The sequence below is a fragment of the Ornithinimicrobium panacihumi genome, assembly GCF_052073805.1.
Classification (GTDB): Bacteria; Actinomycetota; Actinomycetes; order Actinomycetales; family Dermatophilaceae; genus Ornithinicoccus; species Ornithinicoccus panacihumi.
Genome location: NZ_JBQGWG010000002.1, coordinates 73561 through 93980, shown reverse-complemented (window position 1 = coordinate 93980; position 20420 = coordinate 73561). Strand labels below are relative to the sequence as shown.

Below are 20420 nucleotides of genomic sequence, written 5' to 3'. Positions count from 1 at the left end.
GATGCGTGAGTATCTCGTCGTCGGACTCGTCGTCCTGGCAGGCCTGGCCATCTTCGCCGCCGCCATGGGCGTGCGCCGCCTGCTCGCGCCCGCCGACCCGACCCCGGCCAAGCTGACCACCTACGAGTCCGGCGTCGACCCGGTCGGGACCGGCTGGCAGCAGGGCAGCGTCCGCTATCTCGTCTTCACCCTGCTCTACGTGATCTTCGCCGTCGACGCGGTCTACCTCTTCCCCTGGGCCCTGGTCATCCGCTCCGAGCTCGGCGTGGCCAGCCTGGTCGAGATGGCCATCTTCATCGGCGTCCTCGTCGTCGCCCTCCTCCACGTCTGGCGTCGCGGCCTGCTGAGGTGGTGGTGACGTGAGCGAGAAGCCGACGGAGCCGCATACCCCCACCGCCCTGCCGACCCCGCGCGTCGGTGCCCCGGTCGAGAAGGCGCCCCGCGCAGTCCAGGTCGTCCTCAACTGGGGGCGCAAGTACTCCCTCTGGGTGTTCAACTTCGGCCTGGCCTGCTGCGCGATCGAGTTCATCAGCGCCTCGATGGCTCGGCACGACTTCATCCGCCTCGGCGTCATCCCGTTCGCCCCCGGCCCGCGCCAGTCCGACCTCATGGTGGTCTCGGGCACGGTGACCGACAAGATGGCGCCGGTCATCCGCCGCCTCTACGACCAGATGGCCGAGCCCAAGTACGTCATCTCCTTCGGCGCCTGCTCCAACTCCGGCGGCCCCTACTGGGACTCCTACTCGGTGACCAAGGGCGTCGACCAGCTGATCCCGGTCGACGTCTACGTCCCCGGCTGCCCGCCGCGTCCCGAGGCGCTGCTGCACGGCATCGTCACGCTGCAGGACCAGATCGCGGCCGAGACGCCCGGTCGGGCGCGGGCGAGGATCGGCAGCAGGTATGCGGACCGGCCGGTGTCTGCGGGTGAGGTCACCCGAGGCCTGGTCGCACCTCCTCACTCGTCGTAGCGGATCTCCACCCGGCGGTTGAGCGCCCGGCCCTCGGGGTTGTCCTCGCCGCCCACCTCGTTGGGCTCCACCGGCCGGGACGGGCCGAAGCCCTCGACCTCCAGCTGCAGGTCGGGTCGGGCCTCCTCGATGACGGCGGCGACGGTCTCGGCGCGCTCGAGGGACAGCTCGGCGTTGCGCTCGTCGGTGCCCAGGGAGTCGGTGTGCCCGTGGACCTGCACGGTGGCTCCGTCGGGGACGTCGGTGACGAGCTCGGCGATCTTCTTCTCCGCGGTGCCGGTGATCTCGGCCTTGTCGAACTCGAACAGGATGTCGGAGGACAGCGCGATCACGGCCTGGTCGCCCTCGGTGATCTGGCGCTCCACCGGGGTGATGCGCTCGTCGAGCTGGGTGATGCGGTCGTCCAGGCTGGTGATCCGCTCGTCGAGGGCGGTGACGCTGTCCGGCCACGCCGAGTCGGGGAGGGAGGCGAGCATCTCCTCGCGCTCGCTGGTGCTCGCCAGCGCCGCCGCGGGGAGGGCCAGGGAGGCCGCGACCAGGATGCTGGTCAGGGTCCTCACTGGATCGGCACCTCGACGGCCTGGGTGCCGTCGATCAGGCTGGCCATCATCGAGCTGACGCCCTCCGGGGGCGAGGCGAAGGCGGCGTAGGCGTAGGTGGTGTGACCGGGTCGGAGGTAGGTGCTGCCCTGCGAGTCGGTCACCGCGTTGATGCCGGTGCTGGAGAGCACGTCGTGGCGGGCGAGGTTCTCAGTGTCGATCAGGTGCGGCCGCCAGGACGTGTTGCCCAGCAGGTGGTAGAGCCAGATCGAGCCGTCGTCCGCGGAGGAGTCGAGGGTGAACGAGAAGACGCCCACGAGCGTCTTCCCCTCACGTGTGAGGCTGTGGATCGAGACGTCGAGGGTGGCCTCGGGGTCCCGCTCGACACGGGCCGGCACGGTCACGGTCGCGACCGCGTCGGGCACGGTCACGGGGTTGACGCCGGCCGCTGCGGCGGACTGCGCCGTCAGGTCGTCCTCGGTGCTCTCCTGCTCGGTGGTCTCTTCGTGGGTGGTCTCCTGCTGGGCGGGCTGCTCCTGCGCGGTGTTCTGCTGGGGCTCGGCCTCGAACTCGGCGGTCTGGCCCTGGTTGCAGGCGGTCAGCGTCAGCGCGGCGACCAGGGCCAGCGGGGCCAGGGCGCGGTGGCGGGTGATCTTCATGGTGTTCCCCTCATGGTCTTCATGGTGGTCAGTTGATCGGTCACGTGGTACGTCGGAGGGTCGGGCGGAAAAGTTGCACGCCTACTCGCGCACCTCGAGATCGTGCTCGAACCGCAGGTCGCGGCCCTCGGCGTCGCGGGCGTCCACGACGACCCTGGCCGTGCCCGGGGACGTCGGTGTCAGGCTGACGCTCTCGCGGTCGGCCAGGTGCGTGCCGTTCGGCAGCACCCAGACCCAGGACCGCACGCCGAGGTGGCGCAGCGTGAAGGTGGCCTCCTCCCCGACCGCGGCCTCCTGCGGGCCCTCGATCTCGATGCGGGCGGTCTGCGTCGCGGCCGGCGGGTCGCCCGATCCGCGGACAAGCCAGCCGCCGAGCAGCCCGAGCAGCAGAGCGGCCAGCGCGACCGCGACGAACGGCAGGCGTGGGGTATGCGGTTCGCTCGCCCCGGGCACCTCGGGTGCCGCCGGTTCGGGTGCCAGCGCGGCCTCGACCTCGGCGAGCCAGTCGCCCACGTCCTGGTGACGCTCTGCCGGGTCGGTCGCCAGGCTCCGGTCGAGCGCCAAGCCCAGGGCGGCGGAGCTGGCCGGGGGCAGGTCGGCGCCCTCGGCAGCCCAGGCGACCAGCGAGGAGAGGGACCACAGGTCGGCGCGGGTGTCGATGACTGCTGGGCCCTCGTCCATCTCGGGCGGGCGGAAGCCGCTGGTGCCGCCGGCCACGGTCAGCCCGGAGCTCACCGCCAGGTCCTTGCACATGCCCAGGTCGGCGACCAGGAGGCGCTCGTCGGGGCGCAGCAGCGTCGCCTCGGGCTCAGGGTCGTCGGCCGGCGTGGAGATGAGGACGTTGGCGGGGCTGAGATCCCGGTGGACCAGGCGCGCGGTGTGCACCGCCTCCAGCGCGGACGCGAGCTGGCGGGCCAGGACGAGGAGGTCGGCCGGGCTCGCCGTCCAGCCCTCCCGGCGCAGGGCGGCCACCCGGTCGCCCAGGGTGCCGCGGTCGGCGTGCTCCAGGACGAGGTAGGGCTGCTGGCGCTCGCTTTCCCCGATGTCGTGGACGGCGACGACGTGCGGGCTGCTGACCCGGCGCAGGCTGCGGCCCTCGGCGATGAAACGCTCGCGGATCTCGGGGTTGAGGCTGTGGTTCTCAGCCAGGATCTTCACCACGACGGTGGCGTCGAGGCGCTCGTCGCGGGCCCGGTGGACGGTGGCGAACGAGCCGACCCCGATCACCTCCTCCAGGAGGTACCGTCCCGCGGTCCTCATACCCGGCCCTGCCTCATACCCATACCCCGTCCTGCACGCCGCGCAGCGCCGCGGCGACCATCGCCCGCCCGCGCGAGATCTGGGCCTTGACCGTCCCGACGTTGCGGTCGAGGCGGTCGGCGACCTCGGCATAGCTCAGCCCTTCCAGGTCGCGGAGGGCGACGGGCTGCCGGTAGAGCTCGGGCAGGGAGGCCAGGGCGTCCTGGACCGTGGCACGGGTGGCGATCATCGAGCTCATCCGCTGCGCGGGGGAGAGGTCGTCCTCGGGCAGTGGAGCGGTCGCGCGCTGGCGTCGCAGGTGGTCCACGACCCGGTTGCGCACGATGGTGTGCACCCAGGTGGTGACCTTGGAGCCGCCCCGGAAGGAGCCGACCGAGCCGGCCACGGAGATGAGCACGTCTTGGCTGACGTCGTCGACCGCGGACTCGTCCAGCAGCGCGCCGCGCACGAACCTGCGGATCACCCCGGAGTCATCGAGCCGCTCGACCAGCAGCTCGGCGGCCAGCCCCGAGCCGTCCCGGGCACGCGTGGCGAGGACCCCGAGCAGGTCGTCGAGGTCCTCGGTCGGCACGGTCCGGACGAGGGCATGGCTCTGCCCGGCATCACCGGCATCGAGCGCAGCCCCCAGGTCGGAGAGAACCTCAGACATGGCGACAACCGTAACGGAACGGCCGACGCTCGCCGACCGACTGGGTAAGGTCGCCTCATGACGTCGGCAGCCGAGCACCCGGTCGAGCAGGTCGCGCAGGTCGAGCAGCGTCGTGTCGAGCCGGGGGAGTGGCACGACGTGGTCAAGGGGCTGCGGGCCGACGGCTACGCCTTCTTCGACTGGCTGTCAGCGGTGGATCAGACCGATGCGCCGGAGGCGGAGGAGGGTGAAGGGCAGGGCGGGCCGGGTCCCGGCTTCGACGTGGTCTGCCACCTGATGGACGTCCGCAGCCCCCTGCGTCGCGTCCTGCTCACCACCCGCGTGTCCGACGGCGCGGCGCTGGCCTCGGTGACCGACCTCTACCCGGGCGCCGCCTGGCACGAGCGCGAGACGCACGAGATGTTCGGGATCGGCTTCGACGGCTTCGAGGACGGGTCGGGGGAGGGGCTGCGCCCGCTGCTCCTGCCCGACGGCTTCGAGGGCACGCCGCTGCGCAAGTCCTTCCAGCTCGCCGCCCGCGCCTCCAAGCCGTGGCCCGGCGCGAAAGAGCCCGGGGAGGGCGAGGGTTCGACGACCAAGCGCGCCCCCTCCCGCCGCCGGCTGCTGCCGCCCGGCGTCCCCGACGAGTCCTGGGGCCCCCGCGGCGACTGAGCCCACGGAGGAGACCATGGACCGCCCCCGCATCGAGGCCACCTCGATCTCGATCAGCACACCCAGGCCCCAAGAGCTGGCCGACTTCTACGCCAGGCTGCTGGGGGTCGAGGTCGCCGCGTCAGAAGGTTCTCCCGAGGGGGAGCCGCCGGAGGACGTGCGGGTGATGCTCGACCTGTTCGCCTAGACGAGAAACAACGGAAGGTCGCAGAGGCAGGCCCATAGGGACCGCTTCTCAGCGCTTCGGCTGTTTCTCGAAGCTTCGGCTGCTTCTCGCCGCGTCGTTCCAGGGCCGGGTCGGCCCGCGACGTCAGTGGTGGACGCGGATGTCGCCGGTGCCGGTGCGGATGGTCACCGACAGGTGCTCCTGGCCCTCGGCGGGGGCGCCCATGGGGTCCAGGTCGCGGAAGACGTCGCCCATGGCGCTGGTCAGGTCGAGCCAGACCGGTATGCCGCGGGGCACGGTGAGGTCGACGTCGCCGGTGCCGGTGCGAGCGGTGAGGCTGCCGTGGTGGTGGCTGGCGCTGATGTCGCCGGAGCCGGTGGCCACGATCAGGTCGTGACGGTTGTCGGCCAGGGACACGTCGCCGCTGCCGGTGCGGACCTCGAGGGTGTCCGGACCCGCCGCGGTCTCGATGTCGATGTCGCCGGAGCCGCTGGTGACCGACCCGCCGGTGCACCGGCCGACGGTCACGTCGCCGCTGCCGGTCGCTGCCCGCAGCCGGGCCGTCTCGTCGACGCGCAGGTCGCCGGAGCCGGAGCGCACCTCGGTCAGACCGGAGACGCCCTGCACGACGATGTCGCCCTCCTTGGTGCTCACCGCCAGGTCCGCGCCGTGGGGCAGGTGGACCTCGACGTCGACCCGTTCGTTGCCGACGCCGATGGAGATCGGCCCCAGGGAGAAGGCGAAGCCGCGGGACCCGTCGGCGCCGAGCAGCGCCGGGATCTCCACCCGGACGCGGCCCCGGTGGCAGCTGGTCACGACCGGCTCGAGGTCGAGGGGCCGGGAGGTGCGCAGCGTCACCTCGGCGGTGCCCTCGGGCGCGTCGAGGAGGACGACGACGTCTCCGCTGTGGTTCTTCAGGTCGAGGGAGATCGGCGCGTCGTCGGCGAAGGAGTAGGTCCTGCTGGTGGTCGGGTTCGAGGTGGGCATCGTGTCCATGGCGGCTCCTTGGCTGCTCTGGTGCGGAGTGGGGCTCAGGCCCAACCGGTGATCCGGCGGGAGTGGCTGCGGGGGGAGGAGGTGGTCCCTGGGCGATCGGTCGTCGTCGCGCGGCGGATGGCGGCCACGATCCAGGTGTTGAGCGACTGGTCGGCCCCGGCCGCCAGCGACTCGGCGCGCTTCTTCAGCGGCTCGGGGATGCGGACCGTGACGCGGGCGATGTCGTCGTCCTGCTCGTCCTGCGTCCCGGAGGTGCCGTCGGTGGTGCCGTCGGTGGTGCCGGGCAGGTCCTGGACCACCAGCTCGGGGTCGCGCCCGTCCATCCGCAGCGTGACCACGGCCCCGTCGAGCTGGGTGGTGATCTGGGCGGCGGCGTCCGAGAGCGCCTGGACCAGCGCCAGGCGCAGCGCGGGCTCGACGGCGGTGGCCACGCGGGCGGCCACCTCGCGGGTGTGGTCGTCGGCCAGGGCGGTGGCGCGGGACAGGTCCTCCCCGACGGCGGCGAGATAGGGCTGCAGGTTCATGACATCACTATGACATCACTCTGATGCCATGGCAAGATCACGTGACGTCAGCGGACGTCGCGCACCCTCCAGACCAGCACCCCGCCGAGCAGCGCCAGCGCACCGGCGAGCAGGTAGAGCCCGGGGTAGCCGCCCAGGTTGCGCAGCGCGAGGGCGGCGATCACGGGGGAGAATGTGTTGGGCAGGGCGACGGCGACGTTCATGATCCCCACGTCCCGACCACGGTCCGCCATCGTCGGCAGCACCTCGTTGATCAGGGCCTGGTCCACGGCCATGTAGACGCCCCAGCTCACCCCGAGCACGGCAGCCGCGACGACCACCACCCACCAGTCCAGGGCCCAGGCCATGATCAGGCAGGCCAGCGTCACGCCGAGGCTGGAGAGGCTGACGAACGGCAGCCTGCGGTCGACCCGGTCCGACCAGCGCCCCGAGACGATCGCGCTGACGATCACCATCACCGCATAGACCGCCGTCAGCACCAGCACCCCACCCTCGGCATCGGCCACCCGGATCCGGTCGCGCAGGAAGTAGAGCAGGTAGAACAGCGCGATCGAGTTGCCCAGCGTCACCAGCAGCCGGGTGAGGAAGACCCAGGCGAAGTCCGGATAACGGCGTGGGGACGGCACCACCGAGAACCGTGCCCATCGCGCCCCGCCCACCGGGTCGACCGCCACCTTCTCACGCAGCACCTGCGGGTCCCGGAAGCGCACCAGGAACTGCCCGACCAGCAGCACCAGCACCAGCGCCGTGACCAGGTAGGCCGTCCGTACCCCCAGCATCGTCCCGATCAGGGTCCCGACGACCACCCCGAGCGTGTAGGTCAGCCCCATCACGCCGGAGACCAGGCCGTACTGCCGTCGCGGCACCTGGTCGGGGGCCACCGCCTGGGCGGCGTTGATGCTGAAGGCGATCGCCGCCTGGAAGAGCAGCCACCCGGCGAGGAGCACCGCATACCCGGGGGCGAAGCCCATCCAGACCAGGGCGATTGCCGCCACCAGGGCGCCCACGAGGATCCACGGCGCCCGCCGGCCGAAGCGCGAGCCGGTCCGGTCCGAGACCGCTCCGGCCAGCGGCGTCGCCACCAGCATCACGGCGCCGCCGGCGGCCATCACCCACGCCAGTCGCTCCTCCTTCTCACCCGGGTACCAGTCGGCGACCTGGATCGCGATGAGCAGCTGCGTCGGCCCGGCCCACGCGGCGTTCTGCCCCAGGTAGAGCAGCCCGAACCGGCTGACCCAGCCCCGGGAGACCGGCGCCCGCTCGTCCGGGTGGACCGTCACCGACCCACCGGGTAGGTCTGCCCCTCGACGAACTCCTCGTAGGCGCCCCGCGACACCCCGCCCTCGGCGATGATCCGGGCCAGGAAGCGGCCGGAGTCGCGCACCGTCCGCTCCTGCGTCTCGTAGTCGTTGGCGACGATCCCGAACCGGATCGCCTCGCCCTCGGCCCACTCCCAGTTGTCGACGAAGGACCAGTGGTAGTAGCGCTCGAACGGCAGCCCGGAGCCGGCGATCGCGGCCAGGTGCTCGTGGATGAAGCGGGAGCGGAAGCGGTCGGCGCCGTCGGCGGTGCCGTTCTCGGTCACCCAGATCGGCCCCGGGTAGCGGCGGTGCAGGTCGGCGGCGACCTCGACCAGGCCCTGCGGATAGATCTCCCAGCCCAGGTCGTTGACCGGCACGCCGGGGAAGGTCGTGTCGGCGAAGCCCTTGGACGCGGTGCGCGAGTAGTAGTTGATCCCCAGGAAGTCGTAGTGCCTCCCCGGCGTCACGTCCGGCGCCGGTCCCAGCAGGGGGTGGAACCGCCCGCCCAGGGTCGCGTCGGCGAGGATCTCCTGGAACAGCAACCGGTCCAGGTATGCGGAAGCGTGGTGGAGGGGGTTCCTCCGGTTGAGGGGGGCGAAGGGGCGGACGTGGTGGGCCACGCCGACCCTGGCGTCCGGCTGCAGCCCGTGGATGAGGTGGTAGGCCCGGCAGTGGGCGCGGGCCATGTGGCGCAGCACCTGGCGCAGGGCGCCGACGTTGCGGTTGGCCGGCGGCCCCTCGCGGAAGAGGTGGCTCATCAGGGCGTGGACGTTGGGCTCGTTGACCGTGATCCAGTCGGTGACCAGGTCGCCGAGCTCCTTGACCACGACCCCGGCGAAGGACAGGAAGCGGTCGACCGCCCAGGGGGAGCTGAAACCGCCCAGGCCCTGGAACCAGGACGGGTGGGAGAAGTGGTGGAGGGTGACCAGCGGCTCGATGCCGGCCGCGCGGATCGCGGTGATCTCCTCGCGATAGCGGGCCAGCGCCTCCCGGTCGATCTCGCCGGGGCGCGGCTCGATCCGCGACCACTCCACGCTCATCCGGTAGATCTGCATGCCGAGCGAGGCCATGATCTCGGTGTCCTCGCGCCAGCGGTTCCAGTGGTCGGTGGCGCGCTCGGGGGTGGAGCCGTCCTTGATGGTGCCGGGCAGCTGGGCCCAGTCGTACCAGTTGTTGTTGCGGTCGCCGCCCTCGATCTGCAGCGCGGCGGTCGCGGTGCCGATGAGGAGGTCGGAGGTGGAGAACATCAGGTCGGCATCGCCCATGGCGCAAGTGTGCACCACGCGCCGTGGCACCTACAGAGTGTGGGCAAGTGTGGCTAGGGTGGCCGACGATGCTTTCCGAACTCCCGCTGGCCCTCGAGGTCGTGCTGAAGGCCGTCATCGTGGTGGCGGCCTTCCTCAGCCTGCCGTTGGCGCTGGGACAGCTCGAGCACAAGGTGATGGGCCACATGCAGGGGCGGCTGGGCCCGATGGAGGCCGGCCCGCACGGGATCCTGCAGCTGGTGGCCGACGGCATCAAGTTCGTCCAGAAGGAGGACGTCACCCCCGCGGCCGCGGACCGATGGATGTTCCGCCTCGCCCCGGCCGTCGCGCTGGTGCCCTACCTGGTGGCCCTGGCGGCCATCCCGTGGAGCGCCGCCTGGGTCGCCGCGGACGTGCCCGCCTCGCTCCTGTTCGTGCTCGCCGCCGCCAGCGTCGGCGTGATCGGCACGCTCATGGCCGGGTGGGGCAGCGGCAACAAGTACTCCCTCCTCGGCGGCATGCGCGCCGGGGCCCAGCTGGTGTCCTACGAGCTGCCGATGGTGCTGTCCGCGGCCTCCGTGGCGCTGGCGGCCGGCACGCTGTCGTTGACCGGGATCGTCCAGGAGTGGTCGTGGTGGTGGCTGCTGTGGCAGGCGCCGGCGGCCTTCGTCTTCCTGGCGGCCGCGGTCGCCGAGCTGCAGCGCACGCCCTTCGACGCACCGATCGCCGACTCCGAGGTCGTCTTCGGCCCGCTGACGGAGTACTCCGGGCTGCGCTTCGCCTTCTTCCTGCTGGCCGAGTACGCCGGAATGGTCGTCATGGCGCTGCTGTTCACCGTGCTCTTCCTGGGCGGGTGGCGCGGCCCGTGGGGCGACATCGGCTGGGTCGGCGCGCTGTGGACGCTGCTCAAGGCGACCGCCGTGGGCGTGCTCTTCCTGTGGTTCCGGGTCGCCTGGCCCCGGGTGCGCGAGGACCAGCTCCAGCGCTTCGCCTGGCTGGTGCTCCTGCCGCTGGCGCTGGTGCAGCTGGCGATCACCGCGGTCGTGGTGGTGGCCGCGTGAAGGGTCTGCTCAAGGGGCTGGCCACAACGGCCAAGGTCCTGGCGCGCGGATCCCACACCGCGCAGTATCCCCATACCGAGCCAGAGCTCCCCGAGCGCAGCCGGGGAGTGATCGCGCTGCTGGAGGAGAACTGCACCTCCTGCATGCTCTGCGCCCGCGAGTGCCCGGCCTGGTGCATCACGATCGACTCGCACAAGGAGACGGTGCCCGCCGCGACCGAGGGGGGCCGCGACCGGCAGGTCAACGTGCTGGACCGCTTCGACCTCGACTACTCGCTGTGCATGTACTGCGGCATCTGCATCGAGGTCTGCCCCTTCGACGCGCTCTTCTGGGCGCCGGACTTCGCCTACGCCGAGGGGGACATCCGCAACCTGCTGCACGACAAGGAGCGGCTGGGGACCTGGATGGCGCGCGTGCCGGGGCGTGACGCCGACGAGCCGCAGGAGGACGAGGGGTGAGCGGGCTCGACGTGCTCTTCCTCGTCCTGGCCCTGCTCACCGCCGGTGCCGGGCTGCTCGCCGTGAGCAGCCGCCACGTCCTGCACTCGGCGCTGTGGCTCGTGGTGGTGCTGGGCGGGCTCGCGGGCTGCTATCTGGTCCTGGGCGCCGAGCTGGTGGCGCTGGTGCAGCTGCTGGTCTACGTCGGTGCAGTGGTGATCCTGGTGCTCTTCGCGCTCATGCTCACCCGCTCCGGCGGTGTGCCCGTGGTCACCTCGCGCGGCCAGCGGGTCGGTGCGGGGCTGGTCGGTGCGGCCACGACGGTCGTGCTCGGCGGCGCCCTCCTCTCGGCGTTCGGGTGGGGGAGCGTGCCGCTGGACGGGCCGACCAACGCCGAGGTGGCGACCGGGATCTTCGGGCGCTTCGTCTGGCCCTTCGAGCTTCTCTCCGCGCTGCTGCTGCTGGCCCTGGTGGCGGCGGTGGCCGTGTCCCGCGCGCCCGTGTCACCCGAGGGCGTGTCACCCGAGGCGGGAGGTGAGGACGAGTGATCCGCCCGGCCCTTCCCTACCTGCTCGTGGCGGTGCTCGCCGGGCTCGGGGTCTACGGCATCCTCGCCCGCCGGCACGCCGTGCTCGTCCTCGTCGGTGTCGAGCTGCTCCTCGGCGCGGCCGGGCTCCTCCTGGTGACGGTCGGGCAGACGGCCGGGGTGGTCGACGCGCCCGTCTTGACGCTCTTCCTCATCACCATCGCCGCGGCCGAGGTGGTCATCGCGCTCGCGATCATGCTCGCGCTCTTCCGGGCCCGGGGACATGTCGACCTCCATGCAGACCTGGGGGTGGACGAGGGATGAACCTGCCCGAGCTGCCCGACCTGCCCGACATCAGCTGGTCCGACCTGGCCCTGCCCTCCGTCCAGGTGCCCGCGCTGCCGCTGCCCGACCTGCCCGGCACGACGACCCAGTGGGCCATCCTCCTGCCGGCCCTGGCCGCGCTCCTGGGCATCACCCTCGCCGGCCGGTCCAACCGGCTCGCGGCCTGGATCGCGGTCGGGGGCGGCTTCGGGGCCTTCCTGGCGGCGGCCCTCCAGCTCTACGGCCTGTCCCAGGCCGACCCCACGCGCTGGACCTCCAGGACGATCGGCCCGCTGCCCCTGGGCGAGCTGCATGTCCCGCTGGGGCTCGTGGTCACCTGGCCGCTGGCACTCATCTCGGTCACCGTCGCCACGGTGGCGCTCGTGGTGCAGGTCTACTCCCGCTGGTACCTCTGGTACGACCCCCACTACAAGACCTTCTCCTCGACCGTCTCGCTGTTCGCGGCGGCCATGCTGCTGACCGTGCACGCCGGCGACGTCATCCTGCTGCTGATCGGCTGGGAGGTCATGGGCTGGTGCTCCTTCCTGCTCATCGGGCACCACTCGACCAAGCTGGCCGCGCGGCGGGCCTCCGGCAAGGCGCTGCTGGTCACCCGCACCGCCGACGTCGCCTTCGTCCTCTCCCTCGTCGCGCTCGCCGCCGGGGCCGGGACGACATCGATCGCGGGGATCATCGACCACTGGGCCGCCGCGGACGACACCGTCGGGCTGACCGTCGCGGTCGTCCTGCTCGTCATCGGGGTGGCCGGCAAGTCGGCGCTGTTCCCGTTCCAGGACTGGCTGCCCGATGCCATGGAGGGCCCCACCCCCGCGTCGGCCCTCATCCACGCGGCCACCATGGTGGCCGCGGGCACGGTCGTGCTGACCCACCTCTTCGACCTCCTCGCGGTGGTGGAGCCCGCCCGGCTCCTGCTGGCCGTGATGGCCTCCCTCACGATGCTCTTCGCGGCCCTGCTCGCCTTCGCCCAGGGCGACCTCAAGCGGCTGCTGGCCTGGTCGACGGTGTCCCAGGTCGCGCTCATGCTGGCCGTCCTGGCCGCGGCCACGCCGGCCACCGGCCCGGACGCCGCGGCCCAGCACCTCATCGCGCACGCCTGGTTCAAGGCGCTGCTCTTCCTCAGCGCCGGCTGGCTGGCCGTGCTGGTGGGCGGCACGGCGATGGCCGTGGTGGCCTCCGGCGCGCGGCGCTACCGCGTCCTCCGGCGCCGCTTCGCGTGGGGGCTGCTGGCGCTGGCCGGCGTGCCGCCCTTCGTGGGCTTCTTCTCCAAGGAGTTGGTCCTGGGCACCGCGGAGGTGGCCGCGATCGGTGACGGTGGTCTGCCCTCGGTCATCGTGCTCTCCTGCGTGGGCGCGGCCGCACCGCTGACGGCGGCCTACTGCATGCGGGCCTGGCTCGTCCTCGACCGGCCCACCGAGCTGGAGCAGTTCGCCGCGGACTACCACCACGGCGCCGTCGAGCGGATCGACGACTTCTTCGACGAGCCCCAGGTGGTGCACGCCGCCGAGGGCATCGAGCGGGCCGAGTCGGCCATCAGCTCCTCGGCCCGGCTGGGCACCACGGTCCTGCTGGTGATGTCGGTCCTGGGCGGTGCGGTCGCCCTGATGCCGGTCTGGCGCACCACGGCCCACCTCAACCTGGAGCTGCTCATCGCCACCCTGCTCCTCATGCTCGTCGCCGCGCTCGCGGTCGCCTTCGCGGCCCGTGGGGTCCGCACCCGCGACGCCGCGGCCCGCGTCCCCGCAGGCCTGAGCATCGCCGCCGAGCAAGGACTGGGGACGGGCACCGCATACCAGATCCTCGCCGTGCGCCCGGTCCTCGCGCTGGCGAGGGCCGTGAGCTGGTTCGACCGCGAGGTGCTCGACGTCTGGGTGCGGGGAGCGGGCACCGCTCCCCGGATGGTCGGCAGGGTGGCCGAGCTGGCCACGCCGCGGCGCGCCACCCCGGCGATCGGGCTGGTCCTCGTCGGGGTGCTCGTCCTGGCCGCGATCGGGGTGATCACCGCATGAGCGGCACGCTGCGCGACATCCTCGACGACGCGGTCCGCCTGGTCCCCGACCTGGGGACGCTCTGGTTCGTGCTGGCGCTGGGGCCGCTGCTGCTGGCCGCCATCACCCTCTTCACCGCCGGCCGCTGGCCCGAGGCGCCCGGCCACCGGGCGATCCGCGCCGTCTCCGTCAGTGCCGCCGTGCTGTCCTCCGTCGGGGTGGCCGGGATCGCCCTGCACCGCCCGGTCCTGGAGCTGTCCTGGATCCCCAGCCTCGGGGTCTGGCTGCGGCTGCAGGCCGACGGGCTCAGCATCCCCCTGCTGCTCCTCACGGCGGTCGTCGGCGTCATCGCCACCATGCTCCACCTGCACGTCCCCCCGCCGGCCCGCAAGCACCCGGCGGGCGACGAGGGCATCGCCCGCACCGCGCCCATCCCGCTGGTGCGCAGCGTCGACGTGCCGGGGCTGGCGAGCTATCACGCCTGCCTGCTGCTCGTCGTCCTCGGCGCGGTGCTGACCTTCCTGGCCGGCGACGCCATCGTCTTCTTCATCGGCTTCGAGATCGTGCTGGTGCCGATGTGGGTGCTCGTCGCGCGCTACGGCGACCCCGACAGCGACCGCGAGGGTGCGGCGCTGCGCTTCCTGATGGTCACCGTCATCGGGTCGACGCTCATGCTCGTCGGGCTGCTCGGGATCGCCACCGCGACCGGCACCACCGACCTGGCGCGCTGGGCCGAGCTCGGCGGCACCGGGATCGCCGGGCCGCTCCAGGTCGTCCTCGCGGGGGTCCTGCTCGTCGGCCTGGGGCTGAAGATCCCCCTTTTCCCGCTCCATACCTGGCTGCCGTGGGTGCACGCCACCGCGCCGACCGCAGGCTCGGTGCTGCTGGCCGCGATCCTGCTCAAGCTCGGCACGTACGGCATCGTCCGCCTCGTCATGCCCGTCCTCCCCGACGGCTTCGCCACCTGGGCCCCGCTGCTCGCTGGGCTCGCCGTCACCGGGATCATCTGGGCCGCGCTGGTGTGCCTGGTCGAGACGGACCTGAAGCGGCTCATCGCCTGGTCCTCCATCGCCCACCTCGGCTTCGTCGTCCTCGGCCTGGCCACCGGCACCGAGACCGGCCTGCAGGCGGCGCTCTACGGCAACGTGGCGCACGGGCTCATCTCGGCGCTCCTCTTCGTCGTCGTCGGCGGGCTCAAGCACCGCTGGGGCAGCGCCGACCTGAGCGCCGTCCGCGCCGCGCTGCGCGAAGCCGCGCCCGGGCTGGGCGCCGCGCTCGTCCTGGGCATGGCGGCGTCGATGGGACTGCCCGGCCTGGCAGGCTTCTGGGGAGAGATCGGCGCGATCTACGCCGCCTGGAATCCCGCCCCCGACCGCCCCGGCGGATGGTTCCTCCTGTATGCGGTGCTCGCCGCCCTCGGTGGTCTGCTCGCCACCGCCTACGGCGTGCGCGTGCTGCGGGAGGTCTGGTCGGGCGACCGGACCGAGCCCCGCATCCCGGACGCCGTCCGCACCGAGCGGTTCGCCCTGCGGGTGCTCGGGGCGCTCGTGGTGGTGCTCGGCGTGCTTCCCGTCCTGCTGCTGACCATCACCGCGCCGGTGACGCAGGCGGTGATCGGCCGATGAAGCTCACCCTCGAGCTCGTGGCGCTCCTGCCGGTCCTGGCGCCGTTGATCGCCGCCGTGCTCGTCCTCGTCGTCGACGCCGCCCTGCCGAGGCAGCGGCTGGTCCATCTCGTCATCACGGCCGCCGGTCTGGCCGTCGGTGCTGCCGCGGCTCTCCCCGGGTTGGGGCTGGGCGCGGGTGATGCGCGGTCGTCCTTCTGCGGGGAGGCGGGGGAGTGCTGGTACTCCGCCGACCGGCTCGCCAGCGCCCTCCAGATCGGCGCGCTCGGCGGCGCCCTGGTGGTCCTCGTCCTGGCCTGGCGGGAGTGGTCGGCCACCTCGCCCACGGACCGCACGCCGGTGGTGGTGTCCCTCCTGCTGGGTGCCACGGCCGGCACCGCCGCGCTGCCCACGGCCGGCGACCTGGGCACGCTGCTCGTGTCCCTCGAGCTGGCCACCATCCCCACCGTCGCGCTGGTGGCGCTCACCGACCACCGGTGGAGCGCGGGGCGTCGGGCGGGGGCCGTGGACGGTGCGATCGCGCTGCTCGCCACCTCGTTGGTGTCCTTCGCGCTGCTGGCGATGGGCGTGGCGCTGTGGGTCGCCGCGACCGGCTCGGCGATGCTCTCCGGCGCCCTGGGCGGGTCGGAGGTGGCGCATCCTGGTCTGCTCGCCCTCGCGGCCGTCTTCGCGCTGGCCGGCCTGGCGTTCAAGCTCTCCGCCGTGCCCTTCCACGCGTGGACGCCGTTGACCTATGCCACGGCTCCGCTGCCGGTGACGGCCTTCCTGGCCACGGTCTCCAAGATCGCTCCGCTGGGTGCGCTCGTGGTGATAGTGCGGGCGCTCGGCACGGTCGAGGGCACCACCTTCGTGGCCGTCGCCGCGCTGGCGGCGCTGTCGATGACCGTAGGCAACGTGGTCGCGCTCGTCCAGCAGGACTCGGTGCGACTCCTTGCCTGGTCCACCGTGGCCCAGGCCGGCTGGGTGCTGCTGCCTCTCGCCTCGGTCTCCTCGCGGGCTGCCCGGGCGGCGGGGTCCTACCTGCTCGTCTACGTCGTGGCCACACTGCTCGCGTTCGTCGTGGTCGTGGTGGTGGCCACGTCCCGGGCGGCGGGCGCTTCACATCCTCCGGCCACCTCCCTCGAGGAGCATCGAGGTCTGCTGCGCACCCGACCGCTGCTCGCGATGCCGCTCGCGCTCGCCCTGCTCACCCTGGCCGGCTTGCCGCCCGGTATCGCCGGACTGGTCGCCAAGGTCGTGGCCCTGCGCCCCGTCGTCGGTGACGAGACCTGGTGGCTGGCGATCATCGCTGTGGTCAACGTCGCGCTCGGCATCGCCGTCTACCTCCGGTGGCTGGTGCTCATGCTGGCACCCGCCCCTGCCTCGACCGCTGCCGTCACCGGGACGGATGCGGGGGACGGCGAGGCCGCAGGCCTGTCCGCCACGCGCGTGCCTCTCCACTGGTGGGTCCTCGTCGCCGTTCTCTCAGCCCTTCTCGTGCTCGGGAGCGTCGCGCCGATCGGCGTGATCTGATCGAACAAAGTTATCAACACGCTGCCCCAGGAGCCTTCTGCAGATCGAAAGTGTGTGCTAATCTTGAGTTATCGGGAAGGACACACCTTCTAGGTATGGGGTGACTCCAGTTCCCGAGTCGTGCGGCCGGATCTGCGGCTGGGGAGGAGGGGAGCGGGATGAGTGTCTCGCCGATCGAAGAACGCTGGGGTCAGTTCCTCGGCGTCACCCTCGACCAGCGTGCGGCCCAGGCTGGGGCCGGGGACCCTCCGTGGAGCACGGGGGTTGAGCGTCGACCTCCGCTCCATGTCGTGCCCAAGGACCAGTGCCATGGTCTCAGCGTGATCGTCGCTGGAGCGCCGTCCGATGGTGCCGAGTTGCCCGATGCTGCCGCGTCCGGCTCTGCTCCGTCCGGCTCTGCTCCGTCCGGCTCTGCTCCGTCCGACTCTGCTGCGTCCGGTCCCTGCCGTTCTGTCTCTGCGCCTGCTGGGGGGCCGGCCGCCATCTCGGCGCTGAAGACCGCTTGGCGAGACCGGGCCGTGGCCGACGCCGGGCTGGTCAGGGCCGCGGTGGAGATCGTGGGGGCCACCGATCCTGTCGTGCGGGAACGGCGCGGCTGGGTGGACGAGGACGTCTCCGGCACGCAGCGACGTTCCCTGACCGCGGAGGTCAAACGTTCGTCGATCACCGAGGTCCAGGTGGCGACCGGCCTGTCCACCGTCGAGGCGACGTCGCTGATCACGCTGGCGATGGGTCCGCGCGACCTTTTCGGGATAGTCGTCTCGGCCTTGGAGCGCGGCGAGACCTGCTGGCCGCAGGTCCGTCGCTTCGTCGACATGGCCTTCTCCTCGACCCGTGCCCTCACCGACGACCAGCGGCTCCTGGTGGCGACGGTCCTGTTCGGCCGCGACCCTGAGATGGCAGCCCCGGAGAAGCTCGACGAGAGCGGACAGCTGCTCGAGGGTCATCCGTGGCCGCATGCGCTCTACGGGCCTGCCCTGCTCAGGGAGATCACCGCCTGCGAGGGCATCGACGTCGGTGCCGAGCGCGAGCGCCGGGCCAGGGCACGGGCCGAGCGGCGTGCCTGGATCCGCGCCCATGACGATGGCACCGCCACCTTGACGGTCCGTGGCCCGTTGGTGCCGATCCTGGGGGCGTGGGCCCGCTTCGACCACATCGCCCGCAACCTGCGCGCAGGTGGCGCGGACAACACGTTCGACCAGCTCGTGGTCGACTCGATGCTGGCCGTGCTGGGGCATGGTTCTCTCGATCTTCCCGAGCCCAGCACCCTGGGCGACCTCTCGCCGGAGGAGCTGGACGACCTCATCGCCGTGGTCAACGGCACGCCGAAGGTCACCCTCCAGGTGGTTGTGCCCGTCGACGCGCTGGGGATCGGGCACCCCGTCTGTGGATCGTGCTTCTCCGACCTGGACGGGGCGGACCCGGGCCAGGCGGGGGTTGCGGGCCAGGCGGGGGATCAGTGCGAGACGGGGGATGCGGGTGACCAGGTTGAGCCCACAGCTATCCCGGAGAAGACCCTGGTCCCGCCGTCAGGTGCGGGACGAGATGGGCCGGTGCCGGGGCGGGGGCTCGTGGCGGAGATCATCGGGTCTCATCCTGCGTTCCTGACGCCGGGGCACGTGCGCGAGCTCTTCTACGGCCCGGACACGACCATGTTCAGAATGCTGGTCAACCCTCCGGACGGCAGGATCGTGGAGCGCACCATCAAGGCCTACCGTCCCGACCCTGACATGCGCCGCCAGGTGAGGGCCGCCGACGTCTACTCCCGCGCACCGTGGTCCCGCCTCACGGGGCGCTCCTTGGAGATCGACCACGTCGTCCCCTACCTTCACGCGGACCCGGCAGCCGGTGGGCCGACCGGCGAGCTGCACCTGGCCAGCCTGGACAAGAGGACCCACGTCACCAAGACCCTCGGTCTGCTGGCGCTGTCGATCAACGAGCGCAGAGACCTCACCTTCACGACCCTGCTCGGCCAGATCGCGGGCAGCAGGGTGCACGACTATCGGCAGTACACCGCCACCCTCGACCCCGACGACCTCGCCTCCGGGGACCCACCGGCTAGGCCAGGACCCGTGGCCGATGGGTCACCAGATCATCCGGCACCCGGCGGCCACGATCCCGAGGGCCACAGCCCCGAAGACCACAGCCCCGGAGATCACAGCCCCGAAGAACGGGACGTCCGGCGCGACGATGATGCCCGAGCGCTCTACGGCGCCCTGGCCCGCGACCCGCGATTCCGTCGACGGCCGGGATGCCACGAGTGGCTCACCATCGACCACACCGAGGACGGCCGTCGTCGCCCGGGCCCACCGCCAGGTGGTGCCGGAGACGGTTAGACGTCGCCGCACCGGCTCCTGAGGCTCTTGAAACTCCTCAACTCCTGAGCTGGTCGCGGCACGTGGCAAGATCCTCGGGTCGACAGCGATGAGTCAGTGCCCCGGGATCGGTCAACCCCCTCAGCACACGCTTCATCCCACCCACCCCATCCCACCCACCTCATCCCGCCCACCCATTCGCGACAGGGACGATCCCGCTGTCGACCAGCGAAAGACCGAGCAAGCCATAGGCAAGATCGCCGCCAACCTCTTCACCACCCTCGACGGCTCCGCGGAGCGTCCCGACCAGTGGCACTTCCCCTACTTCGACGACGAGATGGGCAAGGCGGTCGACGCGCACACCGGCCGGTGCGAGGCCTATCTCATGGGCCGGGGTCTTTACGACCTGTGGTCCGCCTACTGGCCCACCGCCGAGGACGATGACTTCAAGGACTTCATCAACCCCATTCAGAAGTACGTCCTGACCACCATCCTCGACGCGGCCACGTGGGACAACACCGATATCTTGCGTGATCTCGACCAGGTCCGGCAGCTCAAGGAGCGCACCGAGGGATGGATCGGCATGTCCGGATCGCTCACCACGGTCAGGTCGCTGCTGCACGCCCGCCTCCTGGACGAGCTCGTCGACTCACGCGCGCTGCCCGCAGGCGCCCTCCACCTCACCTACCGCCCGGTCTACGAAGCCTGACGTCGGCCAGGTGGGCGGGGGCCGGGAACAGCGCGATGCCCATCGCTCGTTGACCGGTCATGCACAACCACTTCAACGGTCTCAAGACGGCGCTGCTGTTCGGCGCCATCTGGGCGCTGTTCCTGGCCCTCGGGGCCGTCATCGGCAACGGCCGCTACATCTGGCTGTTCGCTCTGTTCGGCCTGGCCACGACCTTCTACAGCTACTGGAACTCCGACAAGCTTGCCATCCGGGCCATGCGCGCCCAGCCTGTCACCCGTGAGCAGCAGCCGACGATGTACAAGATCGTCGAGGAGCTCTCCGCCACTGCTGGCAAGCCCATGCCGCGCCTCTACGTCAGCCCGACCGCCGCGCCCAACGCGTTCGCGACCGGCCGCAACCCGGACAACGCCGCGGTCTGCTGCACCGAGGGCATCCTGCACATCCTGGACGAGCGCGAGCTGCGCGGGGTGCTCGGGCACGAACTGATGCACGTCTACAACCGCGACATCCTGACCAGCTCCGTCGCTGCGGGAATCGCCGGGGTCATCACCTCCGTCGCGCAGATGATGTTCTTCTTCGGGGGCACCAACCGCAACAACGGTGGCAACCCGATCGCGATGATCGCCATGGCGCTCCTGGCGCCGTTCGCCGCGACCGTCATCCAGCTGGCCATCAGCCGCACCCGGGAGTTCGACGCCGATGAGGATGGCGCCGAGCTGACCGGTGACCCGCTGGCCCTCGCCTCCGCGCTGCGCAAGCTGGAGGCCGGCACGGCCCGCGCCCCGCTCGCCCCGGAGCCGGCCGTGGTCAACGCCAGCCACATGATGATCGCCAACCCGTTCCGCGCCCGTGACGCTGGCCGGATGTTCGCGACCCACCCGCCGATGGCGGCGCGCATCGAGCGCCTGGAGCGGATGGCCGACTCACGCCAGCCCGGCATCGAGCGCTACTGACCGAGCGTGACCGG

22 protein-coding genes are annotated in these 20420 nt (G+C 71.7%); 14 read left to right on the top strand and 8 right to left on the bottom strand.

What is annotated here, in order from left to right; all coding sequences use genetic code 11:
* The first annotated feature begins 1 nt into the window (after position 1).
* Both ACTMMA_RS02565 and ACTMMA_RS02560 read left to right on the top strand, forming a co-directional pair.
* Complete coding sequence (locus tag ACTMMA_RS02565; RefSeq protein WP_441188533.1) at positions 2-358, top strand: NADH-quinone oxidoreductase subunit A; 357 nt, start codon at positions 2-4, stop codon at positions 356-358.
* A 1-nt stretch (position 359) separates the two neighbouring features.
* The gene (locus tag ACTMMA_RS02560; protein WP_441188532.1) at positions 360-968 is read left to right on the top strand and encodes an NADH-quinone oxidoreductase subunit B; all 609 of its coding nucleotides are present in this window, start codon (positions 360-362) and stop codon (positions 966-968) included.
* Here the strand turns inward: ACTMMA_RS02560 and ACTMMA_RS02555 are convergent.
* From ACTMMA_RS02555 to ACTMMA_RS02540, 4 genes are all read right to left on the bottom strand, one after another.
* Positions 956-1528: an OmpA family protein gene (locus tag ACTMMA_RS02555; protein ID WP_441188531.1), complete on the bottom strand. Its 573-nt coding sequence runs from the start codon at positions 1526-1528 to the stop codon at positions 956-958. The two genes, ACTMMA_RS02560 and ACTMMA_RS02555, sit on opposite strands and share 13 nt — an antisense overlap.
* Positions 1525-2166, bottom strand: coding sequence for a hypothetical protein (locus ACTMMA_RS02550; RefSeq protein ID WP_441188530.1), 642 nt, complete (start codon positions 2164-2166; stop codon positions 1525-1527). Before ACTMMA_RS02550 ends, ACTMMA_RS02555 begins: the two co-directional genes overlap by 4 nt.
* A gap of 81 nt (positions 2167-2247) precedes the next feature.
* Complete coding sequence (locus tag ACTMMA_RS02545) at positions 2248-3426, bottom strand: serine/threonine-protein kinase (protein WP_441188529.1); 1179 nt, start codon at positions 3424-3426, stop codon at positions 2248-2250.
* A 13-nt stretch (positions 3427-3439) separates the two neighbouring features.
* Positions 3440-4075 carry an RNA polymerase sigma factor gene (locus ACTMMA_RS02540; protein WP_441188528.1) on the bottom strand — a complete coding sequence of 212 codons (636 nt, stop codon included), beginning with the start codon at positions 4073-4075 and terminating at the stop codon, positions 3440-3442.
* 57 nt (positions 4076-4132) lie between these two features.
* Here ACTMMA_RS02540 and ACTMMA_RS02535 point away from each other — a divergent pair, with 57 nt between their 5' ends.
* Together ACTMMA_RS02535 and ACTMMA_RS02530 are read left to right on the top strand one after the other, a co-directional pair.
* Complete coding sequence (locus tag ACTMMA_RS02535; protein WP_441188527.1) at positions 4133-4726, top strand: NADH-quinone oxidoreductase subunit C; 594 nt, start codon at positions 4133-4135, stop codon at positions 4724-4726.
* Between the two features lie 16 nt (positions 4727-4742).
* A complete protein-coding gene (locus ACTMMA_RS02530; protein ID WP_441188526.1) occupies positions 4743-4913 on the top strand; it encodes a hypothetical protein in 171 nt (56 codons plus the stop codon).
* A gap of 123 nt (positions 4914-5036) precedes the next feature.
* On the opposite strand, the gene ACTMMA_RS02525 is transcribed toward ACTMMA_RS02530, so the two are convergent.
* From ACTMMA_RS02525 to ACTMMA_RS02510, 4 genes are read right to left on the bottom strand one after another with little or no spacing between them, the layout of a single operon-like run.
* A complete protein-coding gene (locus ACTMMA_RS02525) occupies positions 5037-5888 on the bottom strand; it encodes a DUF4097 family beta strand repeat-containing protein (protein WP_441188525.1) in 852 nt (283 codons plus the stop codon).
* Positions 5889-5923: 35 nt separating this feature from the next.
* Positions 5924-6412: a toxin-antitoxin system HicB family antitoxin gene (locus ACTMMA_RS02520; RefSeq protein WP_441188524.1), complete on the bottom strand. Its 489-nt coding sequence runs from the start codon at positions 6410-6412 to the stop codon at positions 5924-5926.
* Between the two features lie 47 nt (positions 6413-6459).
* Positions 6460-7692, bottom strand: coding sequence for an MFS transporter (locus tag ACTMMA_RS02515; RefSeq protein WP_441188523.1), 1233 nt, complete (start codon positions 7690-7692; stop codon positions 6460-6462).
* Positions 7689-8978, bottom strand: a complete 1290-nt coding sequence (locus ACTMMA_RS02510) for a glycoside hydrolase family 1 protein (RefSeq protein ID WP_441188522.1) — start codon at positions 8976-8978, stop codon at positions 7689-7691. Before ACTMMA_RS02510 ends, ACTMMA_RS02515 begins: the two co-directional genes overlap by 4 nt.
* A 68-nt stretch (positions 8979-9046) precedes the next feature.
* Between ACTMMA_RS02510 and nuoH the strand changes: the two genes are divergently transcribed.
* From nuoH to htpX, 10 genes are all read left to right on the top strand, one after another.
* A complete protein-coding gene (gene nuoH, locus ACTMMA_RS02505) occupies positions 9047-10018 on the top strand; it encodes an NADH-quinone oxidoreductase subunit NuoH (protein ID WP_441188521.1) in 972 nt (323 codons plus the stop codon).
* On the top strand, positions 10015-10476 hold the full coding sequence (locus ACTMMA_RS02500; protein ID WP_441188520.1) for a NuoI/complex I 23 kDa subunit family protein: 462 nt from the start codon (positions 10015-10017) through the stop codon (positions 10474-10476). Before nuoH ends, ACTMMA_RS02500 begins: the two co-directional genes overlap by 4 nt.
* Positions 10473-11003: an NADH-quinone oxidoreductase subunit J family protein gene (locus ACTMMA_RS02495; protein WP_441188519.1), complete on the top strand. Its 531-nt coding sequence runs from the start codon at positions 10473-10475 to the stop codon at positions 11001-11003. The genes ACTMMA_RS02500 and ACTMMA_RS02495 overlap by 4 nt, the downstream gene beginning before the upstream one ends.
* Entirely contained in the window at positions 11000-11305 is a 306-nt protein-coding gene (gene nuoK, locus ACTMMA_RS02490) for an NADH-quinone oxidoreductase subunit NuoK (protein WP_441188518.1), read from the top strand. Before ACTMMA_RS02495 ends, nuoK begins: the two co-directional genes overlap by 4 nt.
* Positions 11302-13332, top strand: a complete 2031-nt coding sequence (locus ACTMMA_RS02485) for an NADH-quinone oxidoreductase subunit 5 family protein (RefSeq protein ID WP_441188517.1) — start codon at positions 11302-11304, stop codon at positions 13330-13332. The genes nuoK and ACTMMA_RS02485 overlap by 4 nt, the downstream gene beginning before the upstream one ends.
* Complete coding sequence (locus ACTMMA_RS02480; RefSeq protein ID WP_441188516.1) at positions 13329-14936, top strand: complex I subunit 4 family protein; 1608 nt, start codon at positions 13329-13331, stop codon at positions 14934-14936. The genes ACTMMA_RS02485 and ACTMMA_RS02480 overlap by 4 nt, the downstream gene beginning before the upstream one ends.
* Entirely contained in the window at positions 14933-16447 is a 1515-nt protein-coding gene (locus ACTMMA_RS02475) for an NADH-quinone oxidoreductase subunit N (RefSeq protein ID WP_441188515.1), read from the top strand. Before ACTMMA_RS02480 ends, ACTMMA_RS02475 begins: the two co-directional genes overlap by 4 nt.
* 518 nt (positions 16448-16965) lie before the next feature.
* The gene (locus ACTMMA_RS02470) at positions 16966-18783 is read left to right on the top strand and encodes a hypothetical protein (protein WP_441188514.1); all 1818 of its coding nucleotides are present in this window, start codon (positions 16966-16968) and stop codon (positions 18781-18783) included.
* 88 nt (positions 18784-18871) lie between these two features.
* The gene (locus ACTMMA_RS02465; RefSeq protein WP_441188513.1) at positions 18872-19471 is read left to right on the top strand and encodes a dihydrofolate reductase family protein; all 600 of its coding nucleotides are present in this window, start codon (positions 18872-18874) and stop codon (positions 19469-19471) included.
* A 59-nt stretch (positions 19472-19530) separates the two neighbouring features.
* Positions 19531-20406 (top strand): zinc metalloprotease HtpX, encoded by an 876-nt coding sequence (gene htpX, locus ACTMMA_RS02460; RefSeq protein WP_441188512.1) that lies wholly within the window; start codon positions 19531-19533, stop codon positions 20404-20406.
* Positions 20407-20420 lie beyond the last annotated feature (14 nt).

What these genes read in the sequence shown, in the direction of transcription:
- ACTMMA_RS02565 (WP_441188533.1), top strand. Translation starts at nt 2, where the DNA reads ATGCGTGAGTATCTCGTCGTCGGACTCGTCGTCCTGGCAGGCCTGGCC.
- ACTMMA_RS02550 (WP_441188530.1), bottom strand. Translation starts at nt 2,166, where the DNA reads ATGAAGATCACCCGCCACCGCGCCCTGGCCCCGCTGGCCCTGGTCGCC.
- ACTMMA_RS02545 (WP_441188529.1), bottom strand. Translation starts at nt 3,426, where the DNA reads ATGAGGACCGCGGGACGGTACCTCCTGGAGGAGGTGATCGGGGTCGGC.
- ACTMMA_RS02540 (WP_441188528.1), bottom strand. Translation starts at nt 4,075, where the DNA reads ATGTCTGAGGTTCTCTCCGACCTGGGGGCTGCGCTCGATGCCGGTGAT.
- ACTMMA_RS02535 (WP_441188527.1), top strand. Translation starts at nt 4,133, where the DNA reads ATGACGTCGGCAGCCGAGCACCCGGTCGAGCAGGTCGCGCAGGTCGAG.
- ACTMMA_RS02530 (WP_441188526.1), top strand. Translation starts at nt 4,743, where the DNA reads ATGGACCGCCCCCGCATCGAGGCCACCTCGATCTCGATCAGCACACCC.
- ACTMMA_RS02525 (WP_441188525.1), bottom strand. Translation starts at nt 5,888, where the DNA reads ATGGACACGATGCCCACCTCGAACCCGACCACCAGCAGGACCTACTCC.
- ACTMMA_RS02520 (WP_441188524.1), bottom strand. Translation starts at nt 6,412, where the DNA reads ATGAACCTGCAGCCCTATCTCGCCGCCGTCGGGGAGGACCTGTCCCGC.
- ACTMMA_RS02510 (WP_441188522.1), bottom strand. Translation starts at nt 8,978, where the DNA reads ATGGGCGATGCCGACCTGATGTTCTCCACCTCCGACCTCCTCATCGGC.
- nuoH (WP_441188521.1), top strand. Translation starts at nt 9,047, where the DNA reads ATGCTTTCCGAACTCCCGCTGGCCCTCGAGGTCGTGCTGAAGGCCGTC.
- ACTMMA_RS02485 (WP_441188517.1), top strand. Translation starts at nt 11,302, where the DNA reads ATGAACCTGCCCGAGCTGCCCGACCTGCCCGACATCAGCTGGTCCGAC.
- ACTMMA_RS02480 (WP_441188516.1), top strand. Translation starts at nt 13,329, where the DNA reads ATGAGCGGCACGCTGCGCGACATCCTCGACGACGCGGTCCGCCTGGTC.
- ACTMMA_RS02475 (WP_441188515.1), top strand. Translation starts at nt 14,933, where the DNA reads ATGAAGCTCACCCTCGAGCTCGTGGCGCTCCTGCCGGTCCTGGCGCCG.
- ACTMMA_RS02465 (WP_441188513.1), top strand. Translation starts at nt 18,872, where the DNA reads ATGAGTCAGTGCCCCGGGATCGGTCAACCCCCTCAGCACACGCTTCAT.
- htpX (WP_441188512.1), top strand. Translation starts at nt 19,531, where the DNA reads ATGCACAACCACTTCAACGGTCTCAAGACGGCGCTGCTGTTCGGCGCC.